This window comes from Paenibacillus selenitireducens (genome assembly GCF_002021565.1).
Taxonomy (GTDB): Bacteria; Bacillota; Bacilli; order Paenibacillales; family Paenibacillaceae; genus Paenibacillus_K; species Paenibacillus_K selenitireducens.
Map to the genome: position 1 here is coordinate 12,325 of NZ_MSZX01000027.1, position 22,144 is coordinate 34,468.

Genomic DNA, 22,144 nt, shown 5'->3' on the forward strand with positions numbered 1-22,144 from the left:
TTTTCCGCACGCCATTCTGTTCTTTGCTTGAATAATAGCATGGTTTTATTCATTGTTCCAAGATATAATAACTATAAGCTTTATAGTTTTTGGTTATAACGTTATCATCTCGAATGAACGATCGGAGGTTCTATGGAACTACGTCAATTACAATACGCCATTCAAATTGCGGCAGAGCGAAATTTCTCCCGCGCAGCCGAGAAGCTGCATATTGCTCAACCCTCACTCAGTCAACAATTATCGAAGTTGGAAAAAGAAATCGGCGTGCTGCTCTTCCAACGGAACACGAACTCCGTTGAACTGACTCATGCAGGCGAAGCCTTTATCACCCAAGCACAGAAAATCATTGATGCAATGGAGCAGCTGAAACAAGAGATGGCGGATATTTCAAATACGCGCACAGGGAAAGTCGTCGTTGGCAGCATGCCGATTACAGGCTCGCATATTCTCCCTCACGTTCTGCCGGCCTTCCAAGCAAAGTATCCTGACATTGAGATTGTGCTCGTGGAAGATACATCAGCGGATTTGGAGAAATTAACAGCAAACGGCCAGACCGATTTCTCCCTCTTATCGCTCCCGCTTCATGAACCCGCATTAACGTATGAAACGATCGTGGAGGAAAAAATCGTGTTGGCCGTTCCGCCGAACCATATTTTAGCCGCGCTGTCGAATTGCAATCCTTCGAACCTCATTCGAATCGAAGATTTAAAGAATGAACCCTTCATCGTACTTAAAAAGGGGCAGGGATTTCGCCAGATTACGATAGAATTATGCCAGGCGGCTGGATTTACGCCGCGAATCGTGTTCGAGAGCAGCAATATGGAGACCGTGCAATCTCTTGTTGCCGCAGGCATGGGCATCGCCTTCGTTCCACATTTTATCGCACGAGCGAAGCGAAGTGAATTTATCCCCGCATATTTAGCGATCGAAGATCCTTCGCCCAAGCGCACCCTCGTGATTGCCTATCGCAAAGGACGTTATTTGTCCAAGGCCGCTGAAGCATTTATTGAAGTGTTTAAAACAACGATGCGTGAACAATTCCAATCTTAAACAGGAAATACCTCTTAATAGGTATTTCCCTCTCCAACTTCAAATAAGGTCTGACCTCTCAAATCCGGAATCATGACAGGCAATTTCCCTGAGGGTTCAATTATGCCCAGGGCTGCTCGAATACCGGCAGGCAAATTTGCTGTCTTACGATCCCCATACACCGCTAAATAAGCATGAATATCCGGTAGATAACGAATATCATAAGGCGCGCCGACAGATAAGACGGCCGCTTTTTTGTTCGCTTGTTTCAATTGTTTCCATAGTTGCTGCGCGGCTTGCCGTTGTTTTTTATCCGTATTCAAGTTTCTAGTAACAATCAAAATCGAATCGGATGCCTTCATCTGAGCTACCTTCGACTCCGATAAAGCCCCTGTTAAATCGTACCCTACCACACTTATCACTTGTTTTGAATTTTTTAGCTGGGTTTGGATCTGTCGTTTAACTTCTGACAATAACTTGGCTGTCGCAAAAACATGGATCTTACCCTCTGATTTCATTTGAAATGGAAGTACATGATCCTCATTATTCAACAGGGTTACAGCATGCTCTGCGACCTCCTGCTCTTTCCGTCGCGCTTCCGCATCCTGAAGACGTTGTTCCGCTCGTTTCCACTGTTCTTCATAAGACAGCATGTTATCCGCTTCAAACAAACCGTATGTATATTTCAGCTTCAAAATTCGCTCAACACTTTGATTGATTTGTTGTTCCGATAAGGTACCGTTACGAACAGATTGAGCAATCCAAGCAATCGATTTCTCGGGATCTGGTGGAATTAATACAATATCAGCACCGGCTTGAATCGCCATAAGCACGGCTTCCTTGTCTCCGAAATTCGAAGATATGGCCTGCATTTCTAAGGAATCCGTGACGATGATCCCATCATAATGCATTTCATTACGTAGTACATCGGTTAAGAAGTACGAAGATAACGTGGCTGGAATATGAATTTTGGAGCCATCTTTTTTTGAAATCACCGTCTTCGTCTCCAATTTGGGATAGGTGATGTGCGCTGTCATAATCATATCCACCCCGTTCGCGATGGCTTCACGAAAAGGGACCCATTCGATTTGTTCAAGTCTTTCCCGATCATACGGAATGGATGGCAGTCCGAGATGTGAATCCGTCTCGGTATCTCCATGACCCGGAAAATGCTTTACCGCAGCGGGCATCCCCGCTTCATGAAGGCCATTCATTACCGAGATGCCCATCTGTGATACGGCAGCGGGATCCGATCCGAAGGAACGAATACCGATTACCGGATTATCAGGATTGTTGTTCACATCCAAATCTGGAGCAAAGTTCAGATTAAAGCCAAAAGACTTGATATCCTCACCAATGAACTTCCCCGTAGTTTCCGCGTCCACCACATTGCCCGTTGCCCCTAACGCCATATTCCCAGCATACAAAGGCATCCAAGGTAACCGAGTAACCGCTCCACCTTCCTGATCGATCGCTACCCATAACGGCGTCTTATCCGATGCAGCTTTCAGATCATGTATTAACCGGACCGTTTTTTCTGCGGATTCTAAGTTTCTTTGAAACAAAATAACGCCGCCATATTGCTGCTTACGAATCCGATCCGGTACTTGCTCTCCCGCACGAAGATGTAACGTATCCATATCGACGATCATCATTTGTGCGGCTTTTTGCTCTAAAGACATCTGATTCAATTTCTCTTGGATGTATGTATTCTTAGCAAGCTCCTGCTTCTGCTTTGTTTCATCCTCAGATGGGGGAGCAGGCTTTGAGGGACTTGGTCTCTGCTCCTGAGTTGTTTCTGCTGATCCCTTCCCTGAAGTACTGGACTGCGAATTGACTCGAGTCTGATTTACATAAATGTAAGCAGCGAAGACGACAATACATAACGATAGCATCGTGATCCAAAGCCCTGTTTTTTTCATGAAACGATCCCTTCCTTTCTACGTATTATTCACTCAGAATTTATTAAATTGAAAAATTATGCTATAATTTCTTTTTAGCCCTTTTTTCTAGGAGGTACTCCGTGATTCATAATGTCGGAAGAAATGATCCGTGCCCATGTGGCAGCGGGAAGAAATTCAAAAAATGCTGTATGAACAAGAGTCAAGAAGAAAAACAGGATAACAAGATTATTATCCCTGTTTCCCAGAAAAATGCACAAAGCGTGAATACGCTTGTAGAAGGTTGGTTCGCTGATCAGCCATCTTATCGTATGGTAGCAGATCATGTTGTGAGCAGCATGACTGATTTATATAGCTGGGAACAAATTACGGAAGCTCTCCATGTATGGCATGCTTATACGAATCAGACTCAACCAACAGTTCGTAAAGCTGAAACGTTAACAGCTGCATTAGAGTACTACATTGCGCAAGCTCATGGCTATGACCAAGTCACGCAATCAAGCCTTGCAACCAAATATGGCGTATCTTCGGGTACGATTTCGAAATGGGTCCAACAAATTCGGGAATGTATGGACGAGCATCCTTGCTATGATCCTCTCGATCAGCGGATTCCGCAATTACGTCATATGTTAACGGAACAGAAAATGCAACATATTGACAAGCTGCTGGCAGAACAAAAATTCTCTTCAGTTAATGAAGCGAAGGACTATATGCTTCAGCTTATCAATCAAGGGAAGATTTCTCAAGGGATGAAGACCGAGACGATCGAAGAGGAAGCGCAAGAAATCCTTTATGAAGCCTGGGAAGAGCCCTCACCTTCTGTACGGACAACATTAGCCAAAAAAGCACTGGAGCTAGACCCGAACAACAGCGATGCGTTCAACATCTTAGCAGAAAGTGCGACAACAGCACCAGAACAATCCATCGGATTGTATGAAGAAGGTATGCGTGTAGGATTAGCGTCGCTAGGAACGGCCTTTATTCACCAGAACAAAGGCCGGGTATGGGATTCTGTCCGTATTCGCCCTTATCTTCGATCCAAAGCTGGATTTGCAAGAAAATGCATGGAGCTCGGCCGCATGAAAGAATCCATTCTTCATAATGAAGAACTGATTGCTCTGGATGCTGCAGATCATTTGCACGTGCATAACCCATTAATCACCGCATTTATTGAAATGAAACAACTTCAACGTGCGGCAAGCTTGATCGACAGCTATAACGCAGATCCATCCATTTCATTTGCCTACAATCGTGTGCTTGTGGAGTATGAAATGAATGGGATTTCGGACCGCTTGAGCCAATTATGGACTGAGGCGCAACAGAAATCCCCTGAGACAGCTGTCTATCTGTTGAGCACCAAAAAATTGCCAACATTTAAAAGCGAATCCGTGCAATATGTACTTGGACACCGTCATTTATGGGAAGTACATGCGGAACTGCTTCAATGGGCCAAAAAACAATAATAACTTAACCATGAAAAGAGCTGAGATCGACAAATACGATCACAGCTCTTTTGGTTTTCTTAATAATGTTCTGGTCTTCGATCTTCAAATACGGGAATTCGCCCTCTTACTTCGCTCACCAAAGCGAGATCAATGCTCGCGGTAAGTATGGCCTCATCCTCTGCTCCCTCCGATACGATTTCCCCCCAAGGATCAATCACCATCGAGTGCCCGAAGAAAGCTGTTGTGCCACTCGTCCCCACCCGGTTACAAGCCACCACGTACATTTGGTTCTCAATGGCACGCGCTGTAAGCAATGTACGCCAGTGATGCAATCTAGGATGCGGCCATTCCGCAGGTACGAACAAGATTTTCGCACCCGAAAGCGCTAATTTGCGGGCTAACTCTGGGAACCGGATATCATAACAAATCATCATCCCTGCCTGTGTTCCGTCGATGTTCAACGATCCAATGCGATCTCCTTCTGTCAGATACTTTTCCTCATCCATAAGACGGAACAGGTGAATTTTGGAGTACTCCGCTACAACCGTTCCTGTACGATCAAATGCATACATGGTGTTATAGATTTGATCCCCTCTCCGTTCCGCAATGGAACCTCCAATGATGTTGACTTGGTTCGTTTGACTAAAGGCGGAAAGAAGCGATTTCGTACGTTCACCCTGCTCATCTGCCAACGCATGGATTTGTTCCAATGCATATCCCGTATTCCACATCTCCGGTAAAATAATCAAATCTGGCTTGGTCGCCGCTTGGATGGCTTCATGCAATAACTGTTCTACTCTGATATAGTTCTTCTCGGGTTGGCCTATTGTCACATCCATCTGGATCAAGGATACATTCCACTTCTGTTCGCTCATTTATCCAACTCTCCTATCCTTCTTGCCGTTGCTAATGGATACCAACGCATTCTTTTTTCTAATGATATCGTGTCATGGTTCACTGTCAAGATGGGTAATATAAAACCGCACGAAGAATTTACATTAAAGGAGACGCTCAACCATGATTTTAAAACTGTCCAAATCACTCATCCTTATGATGTTGATGTTCGTTCTAACTTTAGGGACGTCCATGAACTTAGCAAGTGCCGCCACGACCCCTGATCCGAACACGGAGTTAGCTCCGATTCAGCAATATGAATTGAAATCGGACAAAATCGTGAAAGTCGTTCCGAATAATGATGCCTTTCAGAAAGAAGCGTTATCCTGGCTGAATTCCGCTACTAATTTATCCACCCAATTAAGCCTAGATGATAAATGCGGCTCAATCTACAAAGTTCCATTGAAGAAGGAAGTCACCAAGGAATTTAAAGGTCTAACCTTTGTCGTAAGTGATATCTTCCTCATTTACTGCCCTGAAAAAGAACCTTTGCTTCTCGTGTTCAACAAAGAACGCAAGCCGTTCCTGCTATTGTTCAGCAGTGATGTGAAGCCATTCATTAAAATGATCGATAACGCGTAACTCCCATTAAGCTGATGTACTTACTCTTCTTGACTCTATACACCTTCGAGAAATCATGCTAAATTAGGTGTATTGTACATCCCGAAGGATATGGAGTGAAGAAAGACATGAAGACAACGGAAGTCGGCGACATCCCATCAACCGATCAGGCATCTGTATCGGATACAATACGAATCGAAGCAGCACAACGAATGCAAGGGTTACCAACGCAATTTTTCGCATCTTTGGTCAAACGTGCCAACGCGAAGGCAGCGGAAGGTCATGATGTGATCAATTTAGGTCAAGGAAATCCTGACCAGCCCACACCGCCGCATATCGTGGCATCCTTGCAGGAATCCGCAGCCAATCCCATGTACCATAAGTACCCGCCTTTTAGCGGATATGGGTTCCTAAAAGAAGCTATCGCAACGCGTTATAAGGAAGACTATGGCGTCTACCTAGATCCAGAGACCGAGGTAGCGATCTTGTTCGGCGGAAAAACCGGACTTGTGGAAATTAGCCAAATCCTGCTCAATCCCGGTGATACATGTCTTGTTCCTGATCCGGGATATCCAGATTACTGGTCTGGCGTTCATCTAGCCGGCGCTGAAATGACATTTATGCCGTTGCTTGAGAAAAACAATTATTTGCCCGATTATGAAGCGATTCCAACATCTACTTTAGATCGAGCAAAACTCATGTTCTTGAACTATCCGAACAACCCTACAGGGGCTATTGCGGATGAAGATTTCTATGCGAAGACCATCGAATTCGCCCGTAAGCACAATATCGTGGTAGCCAGTGATTTTGCTTACGGCGCTATAGGGTTTGATGGCATACGACCTAAGAGCTTCTTGGAACTACCCGGCGCAAAGGATGTAGGTGTCGAATTCTATACCCTCTCCAAAACGTATAATATGGCAGGTTGGCGCGTAGGCTTTGCATTAGGAAATGCCGAAGTCATTCGATTGATTAATTTAATGCAAGACCATTATTATGTGAGTCTATTTGGCGGGATCCAGGCAGCGGCAGCGACAGCTTTAACGGCTCCACAGACGTGTGTGGATGAGTTGGTAGCGATGTACGAAAGCCGTCGCAACGCCCTTTACGGCGCCTTAGCACGTATTGGATGGCACGCTTCCCCATCACCAGGGTCATTCTTCTGTTGGCTGCCTGTTCCTAAAGGCTACACCTCAACAACATTTGCTGATTTACTATTGGAAAAAGCTCATGTTGTTGTCGCTCCCGGGATTGGGTTTGGAACCCATGGTGAAGGGTATGTTCGTGTAGGTCTGTTATCCTCTGAAGCGAGACTCGAAGAAGCTGTTGAACGTGTTGGACGACTCGGATTGTTTAAGGGTTAATTCATCCCTTTACAAAGAGTAATTTCCCATGTTATTCTAAAAAGAAATCATATTTTAAACGTATAGACAGGACCAGTATGAAAGCGACGTGACGATTAGAGAGCAAGCTTCACAGGCTGCAAGAGCTTGCCGCCCACCCTTTCAGAACCTACCCTCGAACGGCCGGCCGACAAAGCCGAACAGCGCCTTCTGTTACAAGGCATAGAAGTTGGATGAGTTATTCATTTATTCATCAATGAAGGTGGTACCGCGGAAGCACAGGCTTTCGTCCTTTTCGGAGGACGAAGGCCTTTTTGTTATACCATTTTATAAATTCCAGTACAGATTACATAAATAGCCAAAATCAAAGGATGTGAAGAAATGCAGCGTATCGTTATCAAAATCGGAAGCAGCTCCCTGACCTCGGACGAGGGTGGATTAAATCGAAATAAGGTCCATTTTTTCGCGAATGAAATCGCATCATTGGCGGCAACAGGCTCACAAGTCCTTCTCGTGACCTCCGGTGCCGTTGCAGCGGGCTTTCGTGAAATCGGTTATACCACAAGACCCAAATTATTGCATGAAAAACAAGCAGCAGCCGCGGTCGGGCAGGCCTTACTTATGCGCTCGTATCAAGAGGCATTTGGTTCTCATGGTCTAGGCGCCGCTCAGATCCTCTTAACCCGTGCAGATTTCAGTCAACGACAACGTATTCAAAATGCCCAGATGACGATCGAAGAACTATTAAAGCAACAGATCATTCCCATCATCAATGAAAATGATACCGTATCTGTCGATGAACTGAAATTCGGCGATAATGATACCCTATCTGCGCTCGTGGCCAATCTGGTGAAAGCCAGCGGATTGATCATTATTACCGATACAGATGGGTTGTACACGGCAGATCCACGCTCCAACCCCGAAGCCAAGCGCATTGAGCGTGTGACGCAGATCGATGATGAAATTCTTGCTGGAGCCGGCGGCTCAGGCTCCTCGGTTGGCACTGGCGGTATGCGGTCCAAAGTGGAAGCTGCACGCATTGCGATGCGCGGCGGTGTCCCCGCTTTTGTCGGCCGCGTTCTTGAACCCGATGATTTACTGCACGCAGCCCAAGGTCATGGACGAGGAACTTACTTCGACACCCAATTGCATTCGTTATCCACGAAAAAGCAATGGCTAGGGTTCCACTCCACGCCACGTGGAAAAGTAGTCGTGGACGATGGCGCAGAACATGCGCTGCTAAGTGGCGGCAAAAGTCTGCTCCCGGTTGGAGTAAAGGATGTGGAAGGCGATTTCCATGCTGGAGATGTCATCGAAGTCCATAATCTTAGCGGACAATTGGTTGGTCGCGGGGTCGTGAACTACTCTGCCTCCCAAATTCGCGATGTAGCAGGTTTAAATACAGATGAAGTGCAGAAACAAATCGAGGTTCCTCGGATTGAGGTCATCCATCGGGATGAATGGATTTCACTGAAGTAATTCGCTTTTCACATAGATCTAGGTTGTTATTATAAGGAGGATGGATGAAATGAGTGAAGTACGGAGCAAAGCCGGTTTGGCAAAAGAAACGTTAGTGAAATTAAACGGATTATCCACCGCAGCAAAAAATGATGCATTGCTAAAAATGGCAGATGCACTGGTAGCGAATCAACATTCTATTATCGAAGCCAATGCTAAAGATTTAGAACGCGGCCGCGCGAACGGCACGAGTCCCTCGCTTCTAGATCGGCTCGCACTGAATGAAGCCCGCATTGCTGCCATGGCTGATGGCTTGCGCCAGATTGTAGAGCTTCCGGATCCGATCGGGGATCAGCTGGATCATATCGAACGCCCGAATGGACTTCGGATCGAGAAGATCCGCGTGCCGCTCGGTGTTATCGGCATCATTTATGAAGCCCGTCCGAACGTGACCGTAGATGCTGCAGGATTATGTTTGAAGACAGGGAACGCGGTGGTTCTACGCGGAGGCTCTTCCGCCATCATCTCCAATACGCGAATCGTCGAAGTATTGCAAGAAGCGTTAGCAGCATCCGAAATCCCTGTTCATTCGTTGCAACTGATCCAAGATACGAATCGGGCATCGGTGGATGAAATGCTGAAATTGAACGGCTTACTTGACGTGGTCATTCCACGCGGCGGAAGCTCGTTAATCCAAAATGTTGTCCAGAACGCAACCGTACCTGTCATTGAGACGGGTGCCGGCATTTGTCACACCTACCTCGATGCGACAGCAAAACCCGATATGGCAGAAGCGATTGTACTGAACGCGAAAGTTCAACGACCATCGGTCTGCAATTCCATGGAGACGCTGCTCGTTCATGCGGATTTTGCCGCAGCTTATTTACAGTCTATCGCAACAAGCTTGAAAGCGAAGAACGTTGAGCTGCGCGGCTGTGAACGGACAGCTCAATATATTCAGATCGATCAAACAGCCTCCGAACAAGATTATGCGACAGAGTATAATGACTATATTCTCAATGTAAAAATCGTCAATGATATCAACGAAGCATTAACCCATATTCGTACATATGGTACCATGCATTCGGAATGTATCGTGACAGAGGATGCGTCTCATGCCGCTCAATTCCTGCAAGAAGTAGATGCTGCGGCCGTATATCATAATGCTTCAACCCGCTTCACGGACGGTTTTGAATTCGGGTTTGGCGCGGAGATCGGGATTAGTACCCAGAAGCTGCATGCACGCGGACCTATGGGTCTTCCCGCCCTTACATCAACGAAATATCGTGTCTATGGAACGGGTCAAATTCGCTCGTAAAGGATGAACGGACATGAACGAACGCAGCGCATCACTCTACGATGCGATTTATAGCTTTAAGAATTATGAACAAGAGGCTGCCACTATAGATCATCTAATTCAGACTTATCATCCGCACGCGACGTCCATCCTCGATGTGGCGTGCGGTACGGGAGCTCACGCTCAATATTTCGCTCCCCGTTATGCCGTGGACGGCATCGATCTAAATCCTCAATTTATTGAGGTTGCATCACAACGGAATCCGAAGGCTCGATTTTGGGTCGAGGACATGACAGACTTCCAGCTGCCGTCCCGATATGATGTCATTACTTGCCTATTTAGCGCAATCGGCTATGTGAAGACCCTTGAACAGCTAGAACGCACGGTTCAATGTTTTCAACAACATTTACAGCCTGGCGGATTAATCTTGATCGAACCTTGGTTTTCTCCTTCGCAGTGGATATCAGGTCGCGTGGATGTTCGCAACTATGAGACTCCCGATTCTAAAATCTGCCGAATGTATCACGGGGAACAAGAAGGTCAACTATCGATTTTGAATTTTGAATACCTAATCGGCAGTTCCCAAGGTATACAGCATATTAAAGAACGTCATGAATTAGGTCTGTTCCAACCGGAGGATTTGTTATCCATTCTGCAATCGACGGGAATGCATGTGAAATTTGACGAGCAAGGGATCAGTGGGCGCGGACTTTATATAGTCTATGAAAAGTGAATTCTTGAAGGAGGATGTACGATGAGCAAAGTCATTCAATATTACGAAGCGTATACCGAAGAAATTCGTTTTACTCGGAATTCATCGAAAATTGAGTTTTTAACGAGTGTGAAAGCCCTCTCCCCTCAAATTTCTGATGCATCGTGCATTCTAGACGTGGGGGCAGGAACGGGAGCTTATTCCTTTTATTTCGCAGAAAGAGGCCACCAGGTAACGGCTATTGATATTACGCCGCGTCATATCGATGCCATCCGTCAACAGCTAGCCTCAAGCCCTCACGAGCTCGAATTAGAAGCTCGACTGGGAGATGCAACGAATTTATGTGATATCGCCGCGGAATCTTACGATGTTGTGTTATGTATGGGACCGATGTATCATCTTGTCGAAGAATCTCAACAACGTAAGTGTATTGAAGAGTGCCTTCGAGTACTCAAGCCTGGAGGAATCCTGGCTGTGGCTTATATTAATAAGTTGTCCATCCTCCCAATGCTCGTGAATAAGGAACCTGATTTCGTTCGTGAAAGTGTCGTTCAAAAAATACTACAAGAGGGAACCATCCAATCGGGTGAAGCGGATTGCTTCTGGACGGATGCACATTTTGCTACCCCTTCCTCCATCACATCCCTGCTAACCTCTTACGCCGTCAAAGAAGTCGATCATTTGGGAACCGATGGCGTCAGTCATACGATAAGCAGATCGGTTGATGTTTTATCCGAGGAACAATTTCAAGCCTGGCTTCTCTACCACGAAGCTACGTGTCGCGAACCAAGTATCCTCGGTCTTAGCACACATGGATTATTTATTGGAGAAAAAATATAGATATAAAGGAGTCGGAGCCCGTGGATATGAAATCTACTTTAGCAGGACAGCAAATTTGCTTCTATGGGGCCGGTTCCATTGCGGAAGCCATCGTTCGAGGCATACTCGATAAGCATATCGCTGATCCTGAACAAATCACCATGATGAATCGCAACAATCAAGAACGTCTATCGCTATTAGAACAGAAGTATCACGTGCATACCACAAATGATGTTCTGACCAAAGAACGTGTATTGCGAGAAGCTTCCATTATTGTGCTAGCCATGAAGCCTAAAGACGCTGCCGAAGCACTAGAAGGGTTAAGGTCCCTCCTTCATCCTCAGCAGCTTATCATTTCTGTAATTGCCGGTCTCTCCGTTGGAACAATGCAGGAGCTGCTTGCAGCCACAAATCCCATCGTTCGCACGATGCCCAATACATCGAGTACCATTGGACTTGGCGCAACAGGGATGTGTTTCTCCACGAATGTCAATGCCATCCAACAACAAATCGCCCTTGCGATGTTCGAAGCCATCGGTGTTGTCAGCGTTGTTGAAGAAGCACAAATGGATATGGTTACAGGGGTATCTGGGAGCGGACCCGCTTATGTCTATCTCATGATGGAGTCCATGATCGAAGCAGGGATTAAGGGCGGATTGTCTGAAGAGCAGGCCAAAAACCTAACCGTACAGACCATACTAGGAGCAGCTTCTATGGTACAATTAACCGGTGAGAATCCTGCCGAGTTACGTCGCAAAGTTACGTCCCCAGGAGGAACAACACAAGCCGCAATTGAGACATTACAAGCGAACCAATTCACCGAGGTCATGATCCAAGCGGTGCATCGTGCTGCAGCGCGTGCAGGTGAAATGGGCGCCCTGATTGGGAGGGAAACACATCATTGAGACACACATGTATCGCAACCTATCGTTGCTACGATGATAAAGCGGATTTTCAGAAAAAAGCCTTGTCTATTGCCGTCGGTCTAACGGTAGGCAGTTGGACCGAGCTTCCTGAAGCTAAAAAGGCTGAGATGGAAAAACACTTGGGACAGGTGGTTCAAGTTACAGAGTATTCTGCTTCTGCCCCAGGTGAACGGTATGCAGATATTCAAATCGCTTATCCAGATATCAACTTTAGCCGTGATATCCCCGCCTTACTCGTCACCGTTTTTGGTAAATTATCTATGGATGGTAAGATCAAATTGCTAGATCTCGACTTCTCAGAGAACTTCTTATCGGCATTTCCGGGACCCCAATTCGGAATGAAGGGAATTCGGGAGATCTTAGGCATACAAGAACGTCCGCTTCTGATGAGCATCTTCAAATCCGTGATCGGTCATGATTTGGACGCACTTCGCGAGCAATTCTACCAACAAGCACTCGGTGGCGTTGATTTAATTAAGGATGATGAGATTTTATTCGAGAACCCGCTTACTCCTATTGAGAAACGTGTAACGGTATGTATGGAAGCGGCTTCCCAGGCTGAACAACATACAGGTAAAAAACTTTTATATGCGGTCAACTTAACGGGCCCTACGTCCAAGCTTGCTTCACAAGCCCGTAAAGCCATTGATGCAGGCGCGAACGCTTTATTATTTAATGTCCTGGCCTATGGTTATGATGTCTTACATGAGCTAAGCTCAGATCCAACGATTAACGTACCGATTGCAGCACATCCTGCGATGGCTGGGGCATTCTACCCTTCACCTCATTACGGCATTGCAGCACCTTTGCTGCTCGGAAAACTAATGCGGTTAGCTGGAGCAGATCTTGCGTTATTCCCATCTCCTTATGGCTCGGTCGTGATGCCTAAGGAAGAGAACATGGGCATCAAGGATGCCTTGCTTCGTGACTTGCCACCGATTCGTACAAGCTTCCCTGTCCCATCGGCAGGCATTCACCCTGGTCTTGTTCCGTTAATCCTTCGCGATTTCGGACAAGATGTGGTGGTTAATGCTGGCGGCGGCGTTCACGGGCACCCACAAGGTGCAGCAGCAGGAGGACGCGCATTCAATCAAGCGATTGATGCTACATTACAAGGAGTTTCCTTGCAAGACTACGCAACAACGCATCCGGAATTGAAATCCGCGATCGACATTTGGGGGGTCAAATCATGAGTTTCACGAAGCAACCTGTCGTCTTTTGTGATTTTGACGGCACCATTACCGTGAACGATAATATCGTTGCTATCATTCAACATTTCGATCCACCCGGCTGGAAACCGATTGTCGACGATATTATTGGAGAACGCAAATCCGTTCGACAAGGCGTTGGTGAATTATTCCGGCTCCTCCCTACCACAAGAAGAGAGGAAATCACTCGATTCGCCATCGATCAAGTTCAAATTCGTGCAGGGTTCAAGGAATTTTTACAATTCTGCAAAGAGAACGATATCAAGTTTTATGTGACTAGTGGAGGCATCGACTTCTTCATCTATCCTATTCTTGAGCAATTTGATATTCCTGTAGATCACATCTATTGCAATGCTAGTGATTTCTCGGGGTCACAGATTGAAATTCTCTGGCCGCATGCTTGTGATGAGATGTGTCAGAATGATTGCGGGATGTGTAAGACCAAAATTATCCGTTCCTTCGATCCGGAACAGTACGATCGGTATCTTATTGGCGACAGTATTACCGATTTTGCCGGCGCCAAACTGGTGGACCATGTCTACGCACGTTCTCATTTAATTACGAAATGCGAGCAGCTCGGACTGCCGCATGTCCCATATACCGATTTCTTCGACATTATGAAACATATGACGGAACCGAAAGCAGGTGCGAAAGTCTAATGGCATTCACGGATATTACACTTGAACAGAAGCAGCGCGCATTACATGAGTTACGGGATATAAAAACTCAATTTGCAGACCGTCATTGGTTCCCTGGAACCAGCGGCAATTTGTCGGTTCGCGTGGGGGAGTATACGCCGGAAGATTTTCATTTTGCCATTACCGCAAGCGGTAAAGATAAAACGGTGAACACGCCGGAAGACTTTCTTTTTGTAGATGCAGCAGGTAAACCTTCTGAACGCACAGGATTGAAGCCAAGCGCTGAAACCCTTATCCACTGTGAAATTTATCGGTTAACAGGGTGCGGAGCCATCTTCCATGTCCATACCGTGTTTAATAATATCGTCTCAGAGCTTTTCCATGAACGTGGATCGATTCCCGTGAAAGGCGTAGAACTTATCAAAGCTTTTAATATCTGGACGGAAGACGCTGAAATTGACATCCCGATCGTTCCGAATTTCGCGCATATCCCAAGTATTGTTCCGCATGTGACAGAGAAATTGAACCCGCAAATTCCGGGAATTATTCTGCGTAATCACGGAATCTATGCATGGGGTGCAAATGCATTCGAAGCAAAACGTCATTTGGAAGCCTTTGAGTTTCTCTTCGAATATGTGTACCGCTGGGAGTTATTGAAACGTTAACGACCCCCACAAAGTAAAAAATCTTTAGATGCAAAAAAAAGGTGGATCAAGAACTTGTCTTGGTCCACCTTTTGTATGAAATTCAGGCTTATGAGTGTTCAAACCGGTTCGCTGGCATATGCCGTTTATGCTCCGTTCGCACATAATACCCCTCAATTTGCTGAGCAACACTGGCTGCAACCTGCTTACCTTCCAAATAATTATCGATATCCTCGTAAGTTAGACCTAAGGCGACTTCATCCGGCAAACCCGGCTTATCATCTTCTAAATCCGCAGTCGGCTTCTTCAAATACAGGTGCTCCGGACAATTCAGATACTGCAAAATCGCTTTGCCTTGTCGTTTCGTCAAACCGGTTAGCGGGGTCACATCCGCTGCGCCATCTCCCCATTTTGTATAGAATCCAGTCACGGCTTCAGCGGCATGATCTGTACCAATCACGAGCAGATGCAGTTGCCCAGCTACAGCATATTGAGCGATCATCCGTTGGCGAGCCTTAATATTTCCTTGATGGAAAGGACTTAACGGCAGCTCTAGACCCTGAATCGTTGCTTCGACGGCAGGTCGAACATCGCATACGATAGTCTGATCTGGTTGGATGAACTGAAGCGCATCTTGGCAATCCGCCTCATCTGCTTGTACGCCATACGGGAGCCTCATAGCAATAAACTGATAGGCCTCTCCTGTTTCCTCACGCAGCTCTGTCATGGCTTGTTGGGCGATTTTCCCGGCTAGTGTCGAATCTTGACCTCCTGAGATCCCTAGAACGTATCCTTTCGCACCAGCTTTTCGTACATATGCCTTCAAATAGTCCACGATTTCTCGATACGTTACCGCAGGATCCATATGGGATTGTACATGTAATTCTTTCATAATTTGTTGTTGCATGATGATCTTCTCCTTCTACTAAGCATGTTTAGAGTGAACAGGTGGATGATAAAGCCGATGCTCCAAGATATATTCCTCAACGCCTCGTGGCATTAAATATCTAGGCATTTCGACGCCCATCCCTAATTCGTCTCGAATGTACGTCGAGGAAATTTCGATTTGAAGTCCCTTGTGCATGAGATCAAAATTCATTTCGTATTTCCGAAGCAACGGACTCCGTGCAATAATCTCTAACATATCATATCCTGCTCGAGCCATCACAATGAATTTGTTCGTAGCTACTAATTCTTCTCCATGACGCCATTCGTGCAAATGCGGCAATAGATCGGCTCCTAGAATAAAATAGAGCTCATCCTCTGGATATCTGGATTTCAACGCATTCATGGTGTGAAGGGTATAGTGCATGCCTGCTAAGGCGTCCATCTCCGTCCGATCCGCTTCGAACATCCGCTCTCCGAATTGGTTCAACGGCGAATGCTGGATTCCAAGGAGAAGCATGTTCCAACGATGCTCGTGACTTGCTTGCAGCGCTTTATCCCTTCTTAAATCTGCGGATGGCAGAAATATCACTTTATCCAGTCTGCGCCGCCCCGCAACCGTGGATGCTGTATACCCGTGGGCATTCGTGAACGGATCAAATGCACTCCCATAGACACCAATCCTCATCTTCTAGTTCCTCCTATTCGTGTGTTCTGCAATACATTGCATTTTCGTATCCCATACCTGCTGGCTTAAATCGACAGGATATCGCTCTGGATTTAAGTTTCTCAAATACTCGTTCCAAAATAAAGGGATCTGTGTTGCATGATATTGTTGAATCTCTTGCAGTTTCTGTGCTTTTTCTACACGTTTTCCCTGCTCAAATACTTTATGCTGGAGCTCGATCACGTCAAAATCAGTGACGAACTTGTGCAAGTAGGTGTGAATTGGATCAAATAGCTTTAATCGCTCAACACCCGCCAATTGTTCATCCCAATTCATTAAATAATCTGCTTCTGCGCGTCCCGTATGACGATTGATTATTCGTACAGGAATTTTACGTCCCGGTGTGGTTACTTTCTCTGGATTCCCCGATATTTTGATCGTCGGCTTCCATTCCCCATGCTCTAGCTTGGCTACGACTTTATATACCCCACCCAATGCGGGCGAATCTTCTGCGGTAATCAATTTCGTCCCTACACCCCATGTATCGATACGAGCCCCCTGCGCTCTCAAGCTCTGGATGGTATACTCGTCTAAATCACTGGATGCAACAATCTGCACTTCCTGTAGTCCTGCTGCATCGAGCATCTTACGCGCTTCTTGCGACAAATAAGCTAAATCTCCGCTATCTAACCGTATCCCTTTCAAGGCCTTGCCTTGTTTCTTCAAAGCTAAGCCTACTTGAATCGCATTCGGAACACCACTCTTGAGCGTGTCATAGGTATCCACCAGCAGAGTGACATGATCCGGTAAGGCACGAGCATACGCCTCAAAAGCTTCTAACTCACTATCTGCATCTTGAACAAAAGCATGGGCATGCGTCCCTTTCGTGGGGATCCCAAACAACTTTCCTGCGAGCATATTGCTCGTGGCATGGAATCCTCCAATCACGGCCGCTCTAGCCCCCCAGAGCGCAGCTGAGGCTTCCTGTGCACGTCTGGTTCCGAACTCCAACAACGTGTCATCTGGAGCGACTTGCTTGATTCGTGCTGCTTTGGTTGCGATTAATGTCTGGTAGTTCATAAAATTCAGGAGCGCCGTTTCGATCAACTGGATCTCGAAAATACGACCTTCCACACGGATTAATGGAACATTCGGGAAAACGATCGTCCCTTCCTTCACGGAGTAAATCGTGCCTGTGAACGTGAAATCCGCAAGCTCTTCCAAAAAAGCCTCGTCATAGTTTTCCTCTTGTTCTCTTAAAAACTCGATATCACTGGCATCAAAACGCAATTGCTCTAGATACTGAAGTATTCGTTCTAATCCAGCGAAGACGGCGTACCCCCCGCGAAATGGATTTTTCCGAAAAAAAGCTTCAAATACACGAACATTGTTATGTGTTCCATTTTTCCAATGCGCATACATCATATTGATCTGATATTTATCCGTATGCAATGTTAAATGTTCTTGATTCATCATTAACACTCCTTTAATTATAACTCGACACGCATATGATTAAATTCATTACTAATCCTGAACGACCGTTCCCCCTAATACTTGTCTGAAATGTTGTATCGCCCATAAATGACCTTTCGCATCGAAATCAGCGATGGCATCGCTGTGAATCGTCATGGAGAACCCCTTATTATACGCATCTATCGCCGTATGAAGCACACATATTGAAGTGGCTACACCCACGATATGAAGCTCCTCTATCCCTCGAGCACGAAGGCGAATTTCTAGATCAGTTCCTGCAAATGCAGAATACCGCGTCTTATCCATCCAATACACATAGGGTTCATCTTTATGCGCTAGATATACCTTCTGCAAAGCACCAAATAGCTCCCGCCCTTGCGACCCTCTTAAGTTATGCGGAGGAAACAACGTCGTTTCGGGATGAAATACATCCTCAGGCTCGTGGATATCCACGGCGAGTATAACGAATTGCTGCTCTTCCACGAACTTCTGACACAACGATGTGATTCGACTCTCAATGTTTCTTGCAGGCTCCCCACAGGTGAGAGCTCCATCCTCTGCTACAAAGTCATTCGTATAATCAATGATTAGAAGTGCTTTATTCATATGATCAACTCCTTTATATAATTAAAACAATATTATTGATTAGTGATTATTGATTTTTAAAAAAATGATTATGATCTCTTAAGCCATAATCATTTTTTTACTACTGCTACTCTGCGAATGGAGCATCGACGTAAATGGATACATTCGGTTGATATCCCTTAATGAAACGATAGAGCTGAGCGGGCCGCTGGGAATACTCGGTTGAGAACTCCCCTTCTACCGCTTCCACGATGGGCTGTTTCTTCGTCATGAGCATCTTGCGAATGAAATTCGTCTTCGTAATTTCATAAGACGGAACAACCGTCTGAATTACTTGCAATAGCTCAGCGAGCGTAAACTTCTCATCCAAGAACTCTTTGGCAACCGTCGTTTGAAGCATTTGGCACCGAACATATCTCTGCGCATCCTCCAGAATCAATCGATGATCAAATGCCAGATCCAATTCCAATGCTTCTTCGATTGTGAATAACTGGACATCTTCGGCATCATCTGCTGCTTGTCGTTTGGACAGGTAACGTTCATTCACCAGGGCGACATGCGCTGCTGAAATCACCCATCCCCGTTTATCGCGGCCCGGTTGATCATAGATCCCGAGAAGCTCTAAATGAATGTCTGCCACCCCTGTCTCCTCGAGCAGTTCCCGCTTCGCGGCTTGGAGCAGTGTCTCCTGGGGAGAAGAGAATCCGCCGGGCAATGCCCATTTCCCTCGATCCGGATGTCCATTACGTTTGATCAGAAGAACGCAAAGCTCGCGCTTGGGCAAGCTTTTGGTTCCCCCGATCACAGCTTCTTGTGTCACGGTAAAAATAACGATATCCGCAGGGACGCCAATGGGACGCTCATATTTTGTAGGATCATATGTGCTTAGAAACGCCTGCTCATCTGCATGTGCTTGTGTCGACATTCGGGTCACCTCAATTGCATTCGTTCTTGTATAGTTGTATCATAAGCCAGATCTTTAGCAAAGTCAATACATACGTATCAATAATATTGAAAAATAGTTATTGTTTTAATTCAGGGATCAAATCTATTTCTTTGCTTCCTTGAAGCGCATGAATTAAATTATTCGCCGCCCGTTGAGCCATCTTCGTCCGTGTTGCTGCTGTCGCAGAACCGATATGAGGCAGTGTTACCACATTCGTACATTGAAGCAGCGGGTGATTGGGATCAATCGGTTCACGATCAAAAACATCTAGCCCCGCAGCAAAGATTTTTCGCTGTTGCAGCGCTTCAACTAATGCAGTCTCGTCCACAATAGGTCCACGTGCCACATTAATGAATACTGCCGAACGTTTCATCATATCGAATTCTCGCGCACCCATGAGACCTCTCGTCTCTTCCGTTAATGGGAGCATCAACAAGACGATGTCCGAAGTCTTCAGTAATTCTTCCATCGATGCGTAACTGACGCCTAATTCAGCCTCAACTTGCGGTTTCCGGTTTCGATTATTATACAATACCTTCATATCAAATCCGAAGATCGCGCGTCGGGCAATCCGTTCTCCAATTCTCCCTAGACCGATGATGCCAAGCGTCGCATGATGTACGTCAACGCCAAATAGCTCATCCTCCTGCCCTTTCTGCCACTTCCCGTCACGAACCCAGTGATCCAACTCCACCACGCGCCGACTGGCTGATAAAATAAGGGTGAAGGCTAAGTCTGCCACAGTATCATCTAATACATAGGGTGTATGCGTAGCAAGGACGCCTCTTGATCGAAGCGCATCTATGTTCAAATTGTTATACCCTACCGAAATATTCGATACAACTTTCAGGTTGGGCGCATTCGCTAGCAGTTCTTCCGTAATCGGGGTGCCTGCTATCAACAACCCTTCGGCATCGCCAACTTCTTCTTTTAACTCGTCTTTCGTAATCGGTCTCTCCTGCTCCCATTTACGAACCTCGGCATGTTCCTTCAAATACGCTTCGACTTCCGCTGGTATTCTTCTTGCAACATAAATTTGGGGTTTCATCGGGTTACCTCCTAGCGCTCAGTTTGTCTTATATTGTGAGTATAACGATAAACGCGCAATGAGAAAACCTTTATCGCGGGATTTTGATACTTTCTTATATGAGAAAAACCGTCAGGGGATCACCCGACGGTCCTTTATTGTGTGACCCTATACGTTGGTGGATAGGAGAGATGGATTGGTGTTTCAGTTTCAACTGTCGTAGATACGAAATCTTCACAAATTAAATAAGCTCTTTGTGTATAACGGACACAAGAGACCTTATTGTTTGCTTTGCTCATAGATTAGCCGTTGTTGCGGACACAGATAACCTTATTCCATTCGAATCATGAGTATTTAGCTTATGTTTAGCATAATAAGAGCTGCTGTGCAACTAGAATAAAAAGTGGACACGACGTTAAGGAACAAAAGATAATAAACTTAACGAAAGAAGAGGTGTCCAATTGTGGGGGAACAACGGCAAAGGTATAACGAAGAATTTAAAATGCAAACAGTGAAATACATTCAAGAGCAAACGAAGTCTCTATCCGAAATATGTGATGAACTTAGCATTCCGAAAAGCACCGTACACCAATGGATCGCGCAATATCGGCAATTCGATCAGGAAGCGGTCAATCATCCGGAGAAGATTAAACAACTCGAGCAAGTGCTAAAGAACAATGAGGAGGAGAACCGCCGTAAAGAGCGTGAAATTAATGAATTAAAAGAAGAGTTAGCCATTCTAAAAAAGGCGCTGCACATCTTCAGCAAAGAAAAGAACTAAGATTTCAATTTATTGAAGATCATCTCTCCGAGTTTCGCGTGGAGAAGATGTGCAGCGTACTACGCGTATCCAGGAGTGGTTATTACAAATGGCGTACGGCAGCGCCTTCTGAGCAGCTCCAACGAAAGGAGAAGCTCAAAAAGCGTATTATTTGGCACTTCCATGACTCCGAAGAACGCTATGGAAGCCCAAGAATTCATCGGGATCTTAAGAAGGAAGGCTGGACCGTATCGGAACGAACGGTTGGCCTCATTATGCGCGAAGAAGGGCTTCGTTCCTGTATGTCACGTAAATTCAGAATAAGCACGACAGATTCCAAACACGAACTACCTATCGCACCCAATGAGCTGCAACAAGATTTTTCAGCAACTAAGCCGAATGAAAAATGGGTGGCGGACATCACTTACATTCCTTGTCGCCAAGGAAAGCTGTATCTAGCCAGTATCTTGGATCTGTACACGAAACAGATCGTAGGATGGAAATTGGGCGACTATATGACAACAGATTTGGTTTTGGATGCGCTGAAGCAAGCCCATACAGCGAAAAGACCGGGAAAGGGACTAATCCACCACTCTGATCGCGGTTCGCAGTATGCGTCAAAAGATTACCGTGAACAACTTAAAAAGTACGATATGAAACCCAGTATGAGTCGGAAAGGAAACTGCTACGATAACGCTTGTATTGAGGCGTTTCACAGCATTTTGAAGCGCGAGTTGATCTACTGCAAACCAAAGTTTAAAACCAAGCAAGAAGCGCAAGAGAAACTATATCGATACTTAGAATTCTTTTATAACCGGAAACGCTCCAATAGCACGCTGGGATACATGTCGCCGGTTCGCTTCGAGCAGCTCTATTATGAGCGAAATTCAGCTTAATTTTGTGTCCACTTTATTGACAGAAGAGCA

At 45.8% G+C, this 22,144-nt stretch carries 22 protein-coding genes; 14 read left to right on the top strand and 8 right to left on the bottom strand.

Annotated features, from left to right (window positions below):
- Nucleotides 1-132 precede the first annotated feature (132 nt).
- Nucleotides 133-1,050, top strand: coding sequence for a LysR family transcriptional regulator (locus BVG16_RS31630; RefSeq protein WP_078503182.1), 918 nt, complete (start codon nucleotides 133-135; stop codon nucleotides 1,048-1,050).
- Nucleotides 1,051-1,064: 14 nt separating this feature from the next.
- Here BVG16_RS31630 and BVG16_RS31635 read toward each other — a convergent pair whose 3' ends face one another.
- The gene (locus BVG16_RS31635; RefSeq protein ID WP_078503183.1) at nucleotides 1,065-2,951 is read right to left on the bottom strand and encodes a glycoside hydrolase family 3 protein; all 1,887 of its coding nucleotides are present in this window, start codon (nucleotides 2,949-2,951) and stop codon (nucleotides 1,065-1,067) included.
- A 101-nt stretch (nucleotides 2,952-3,052) separates the two neighbouring features.
- On the opposite strand from BVG16_RS31635, the gene BVG16_RS31640 reads away from it, so the two are divergent.
- Nucleotides 3,053-4,393 carry an SEC-C metal-binding domain-containing protein gene (locus BVG16_RS31640; RefSeq protein ID WP_144027555.1) on the top strand — a complete coding sequence of 447 codons (1,341 nt, stop codon included), beginning with the start codon at nucleotides 3,053-3,055 and terminating at the stop codon, nucleotides 4,391-4,393.
- Nucleotides 4,394-4,452: 59 nt separating this feature from the next.
- On the opposite strand, the gene BVG16_RS31645 is transcribed toward BVG16_RS31640, so the two are convergent.
- Nucleotides 4,453-5,250 carry a carbon-nitrogen family hydrolase gene (locus tag BVG16_RS31645; RefSeq protein ID WP_078503185.1) on the bottom strand — a complete coding sequence of 266 codons (798 nt, stop codon included), beginning with the start codon at nucleotides 5,248-5,250 and terminating at the stop codon, nucleotides 4,453-4,455.
- A gap of 142 nt (nucleotides 5,251-5,392) precedes the next feature.
- Between BVG16_RS31645 and BVG16_RS31650 the strand changes: the two genes are divergently transcribed.
- From BVG16_RS31650 to mtnB, 10 genes are all read left to right on the top strand, one after another.
- A complete protein-coding gene (locus tag BVG16_RS31650; RefSeq protein WP_078503186.1) occupies nucleotides 5,393-5,851 on the top strand; it encodes a hypothetical protein in 459 nt (152 codons plus the stop codon).
- A 107-nt stretch (nucleotides 5,852-5,958) separates the two neighbouring features.
- A complete protein-coding gene (locus BVG16_RS31655) occupies nucleotides 5,959-7,194 on the top strand; it encodes a pyridoxal phosphate-dependent aminotransferase (protein WP_078503187.1) in 1,236 nt (411 codons plus the stop codon).
- A gap of 360 nt (nucleotides 7,195-7,554) precedes the next feature.
- The gene (proB, locus tag BVG16_RS31660; protein WP_078503188.1) at nucleotides 7,555-8,652 is read left to right on the top strand and encodes a glutamate 5-kinase; all 1,098 of its coding nucleotides are present in this window, start codon (nucleotides 7,555-7,557) and stop codon (nucleotides 8,650-8,652) included.
- A gap of 49 nt (nucleotides 8,653-8,701) precedes the next feature.
- Nucleotides 8,702-9,949: a glutamate-5-semialdehyde dehydrogenase gene (locus tag BVG16_RS31665; protein ID WP_078503189.1), complete on the top strand. Its 1,248-nt coding sequence runs from the start codon at nucleotides 8,702-8,704 to the stop codon at nucleotides 9,947-9,949.
- 13 nt (nucleotides 9,950-9,962) lie between these two features.
- Entirely contained in the window at nucleotides 9,963-10,661 is a 699-nt protein-coding gene (locus BVG16_RS31670; RefSeq protein WP_078503190.1) for a class I SAM-dependent DNA methyltransferase, read from the top strand.
- A gap of 21 nt (nucleotides 10,662-10,682) precedes the next feature.
- Nucleotides 10,683-11,480, top strand: coding sequence for a class I SAM-dependent methyltransferase (locus BVG16_RS31675; protein ID WP_078503191.1), 798 nt, complete (start codon nucleotides 10,683-10,685; stop codon nucleotides 11,478-11,480).
- Nucleotides 11,481-11,506: 26 nt separating this feature from the next.
- Nucleotides 11,507-12,364: a pyrroline-5-carboxylate reductase gene (proC, locus tag BVG16_RS31680; protein ID WP_078503201.1), complete on the top strand. Its 858-nt coding sequence runs from the start codon at nucleotides 11,507-11,509 to the stop codon at nucleotides 12,362-12,364.
- Complete coding sequence (locus BVG16_RS31685; protein WP_078503192.1) at nucleotides 12,361-13,578, top strand: 2,3-diketo-5-methylthiopentyl-1-phosphate enolase; 1,218 nt, start codon at nucleotides 12,361-12,363, stop codon at nucleotides 13,576-13,578. The genes proC and BVG16_RS31685 overlap by 4 nt, the downstream gene beginning before the upstream one ends.
- Entirely contained in the window at nucleotides 13,575-14,252 is a 678-nt protein-coding gene (locus BVG16_RS31690) for a 2-hydroxy-3-keto-5-methylthiopentenyl-1-phosphate phosphatase (protein WP_078503193.1), read from the top strand. The genes BVG16_RS31685 and BVG16_RS31690 overlap by 4 nt, the downstream gene beginning before the upstream one ends.
- Entirely contained in the window at nucleotides 14,252-14,896 is a 645-nt protein-coding gene (mtnB, locus tag BVG16_RS31695; RefSeq protein WP_078503194.1) for a methylthioribulose 1-phosphate dehydratase, read from the top strand. The genes BVG16_RS31690 and mtnB overlap by 1 nt, the downstream gene beginning before the upstream one ends.
- 88 nt (nucleotides 14,897-14,984) lie before the next feature.
- Here the strand turns inward: mtnB and nadE are convergent, their stop codons facing one another.
- From nadE to BVG16_RS31725, 6 genes are all read right to left on the bottom strand, one after another.
- Nucleotides 14,985-15,782 (bottom strand): ammonia-dependent NAD(+) synthetase, encoded by a 798-nt coding sequence (gene nadE / locus BVG16_RS31700; protein WP_078503195.1) that lies wholly within the window; start codon nucleotides 15,780-15,782, stop codon nucleotides 14,985-14,987.
- A gap of 18 nt (nucleotides 15,783-15,800) precedes the next feature.
- Nucleotides 15,801-16,448: a nicotinate (nicotinamide) nucleotide adenylyltransferase gene (nadD, locus tag BVG16_RS31705; RefSeq protein WP_078503196.1), complete on the bottom strand. Its 648-nt coding sequence runs from the start codon at nucleotides 16,446-16,448 to the stop codon at nucleotides 15,801-15,803.
- A 3-nt stretch (nucleotides 16,449-16,451) separates the two neighbouring features.
- Nucleotides 16,452-17,900: a nicotinate phosphoribosyltransferase gene (locus BVG16_RS31710; RefSeq protein ID WP_078503197.1), complete on the bottom strand. Its 1,449-nt coding sequence runs from the start codon at nucleotides 17,898-17,900 to the stop codon at nucleotides 16,452-16,454.
- A 51-nt stretch (nucleotides 17,901-17,951) separates the two neighbouring features.
- Nucleotides 17,952-18,506 (bottom strand): cysteine hydrolase family protein, encoded by a 555-nt coding sequence (locus BVG16_RS31715; RefSeq protein WP_078503198.1) that lies wholly within the window; start codon nucleotides 18,504-18,506, stop codon nucleotides 17,952-17,954.
- Between the two features lie 106 nt (nucleotides 18,507-18,612).
- Nucleotides 18,613-19,410, bottom strand: coding sequence for an NUDIX domain-containing protein (locus BVG16_RS31720; RefSeq protein WP_078503199.1), 798 nt, complete (start codon nucleotides 19,408-19,410; stop codon nucleotides 18,613-18,615).
- Nucleotides 19,411-19,507: 97 nt separating this feature from the next.
- A complete protein-coding gene (locus BVG16_RS31725) occupies nucleotides 19,508-20,479 on the bottom strand; it encodes a 2-hydroxyacid dehydrogenase (RefSeq protein ID WP_078503200.1) in 972 nt (323 codons plus the stop codon).
- A 442-nt stretch (nucleotides 20,480-20,921) separates the two neighbouring features.
- Between BVG16_RS31725 and BVG16_RS31730 the strand changes: the two genes are divergently transcribed.
- Together BVG16_RS31730 and BVG16_RS31735 are read left to right on the top strand one after the other, a co-directional pair.
- Entirely contained in the window at nucleotides 20,922-21,239 is a 318-nt protein-coding gene (locus BVG16_RS31730; RefSeq protein ID WP_078497227.1) for a transposase, read from the top strand.
- Between the two features lie 11 nt (nucleotides 21,240-21,250).
- Nucleotides 21,251-22,114, top strand: coding sequence for an IS3 family transposase (locus BVG16_RS31735; protein ID WP_233146885.1), 864 nt, complete (start codon nucleotides 21,251-21,253; stop codon nucleotides 22,112-22,114).
- The last annotated feature ends 30 nt before the right edge of the window (nucleotides 22,115-22,144 follow it).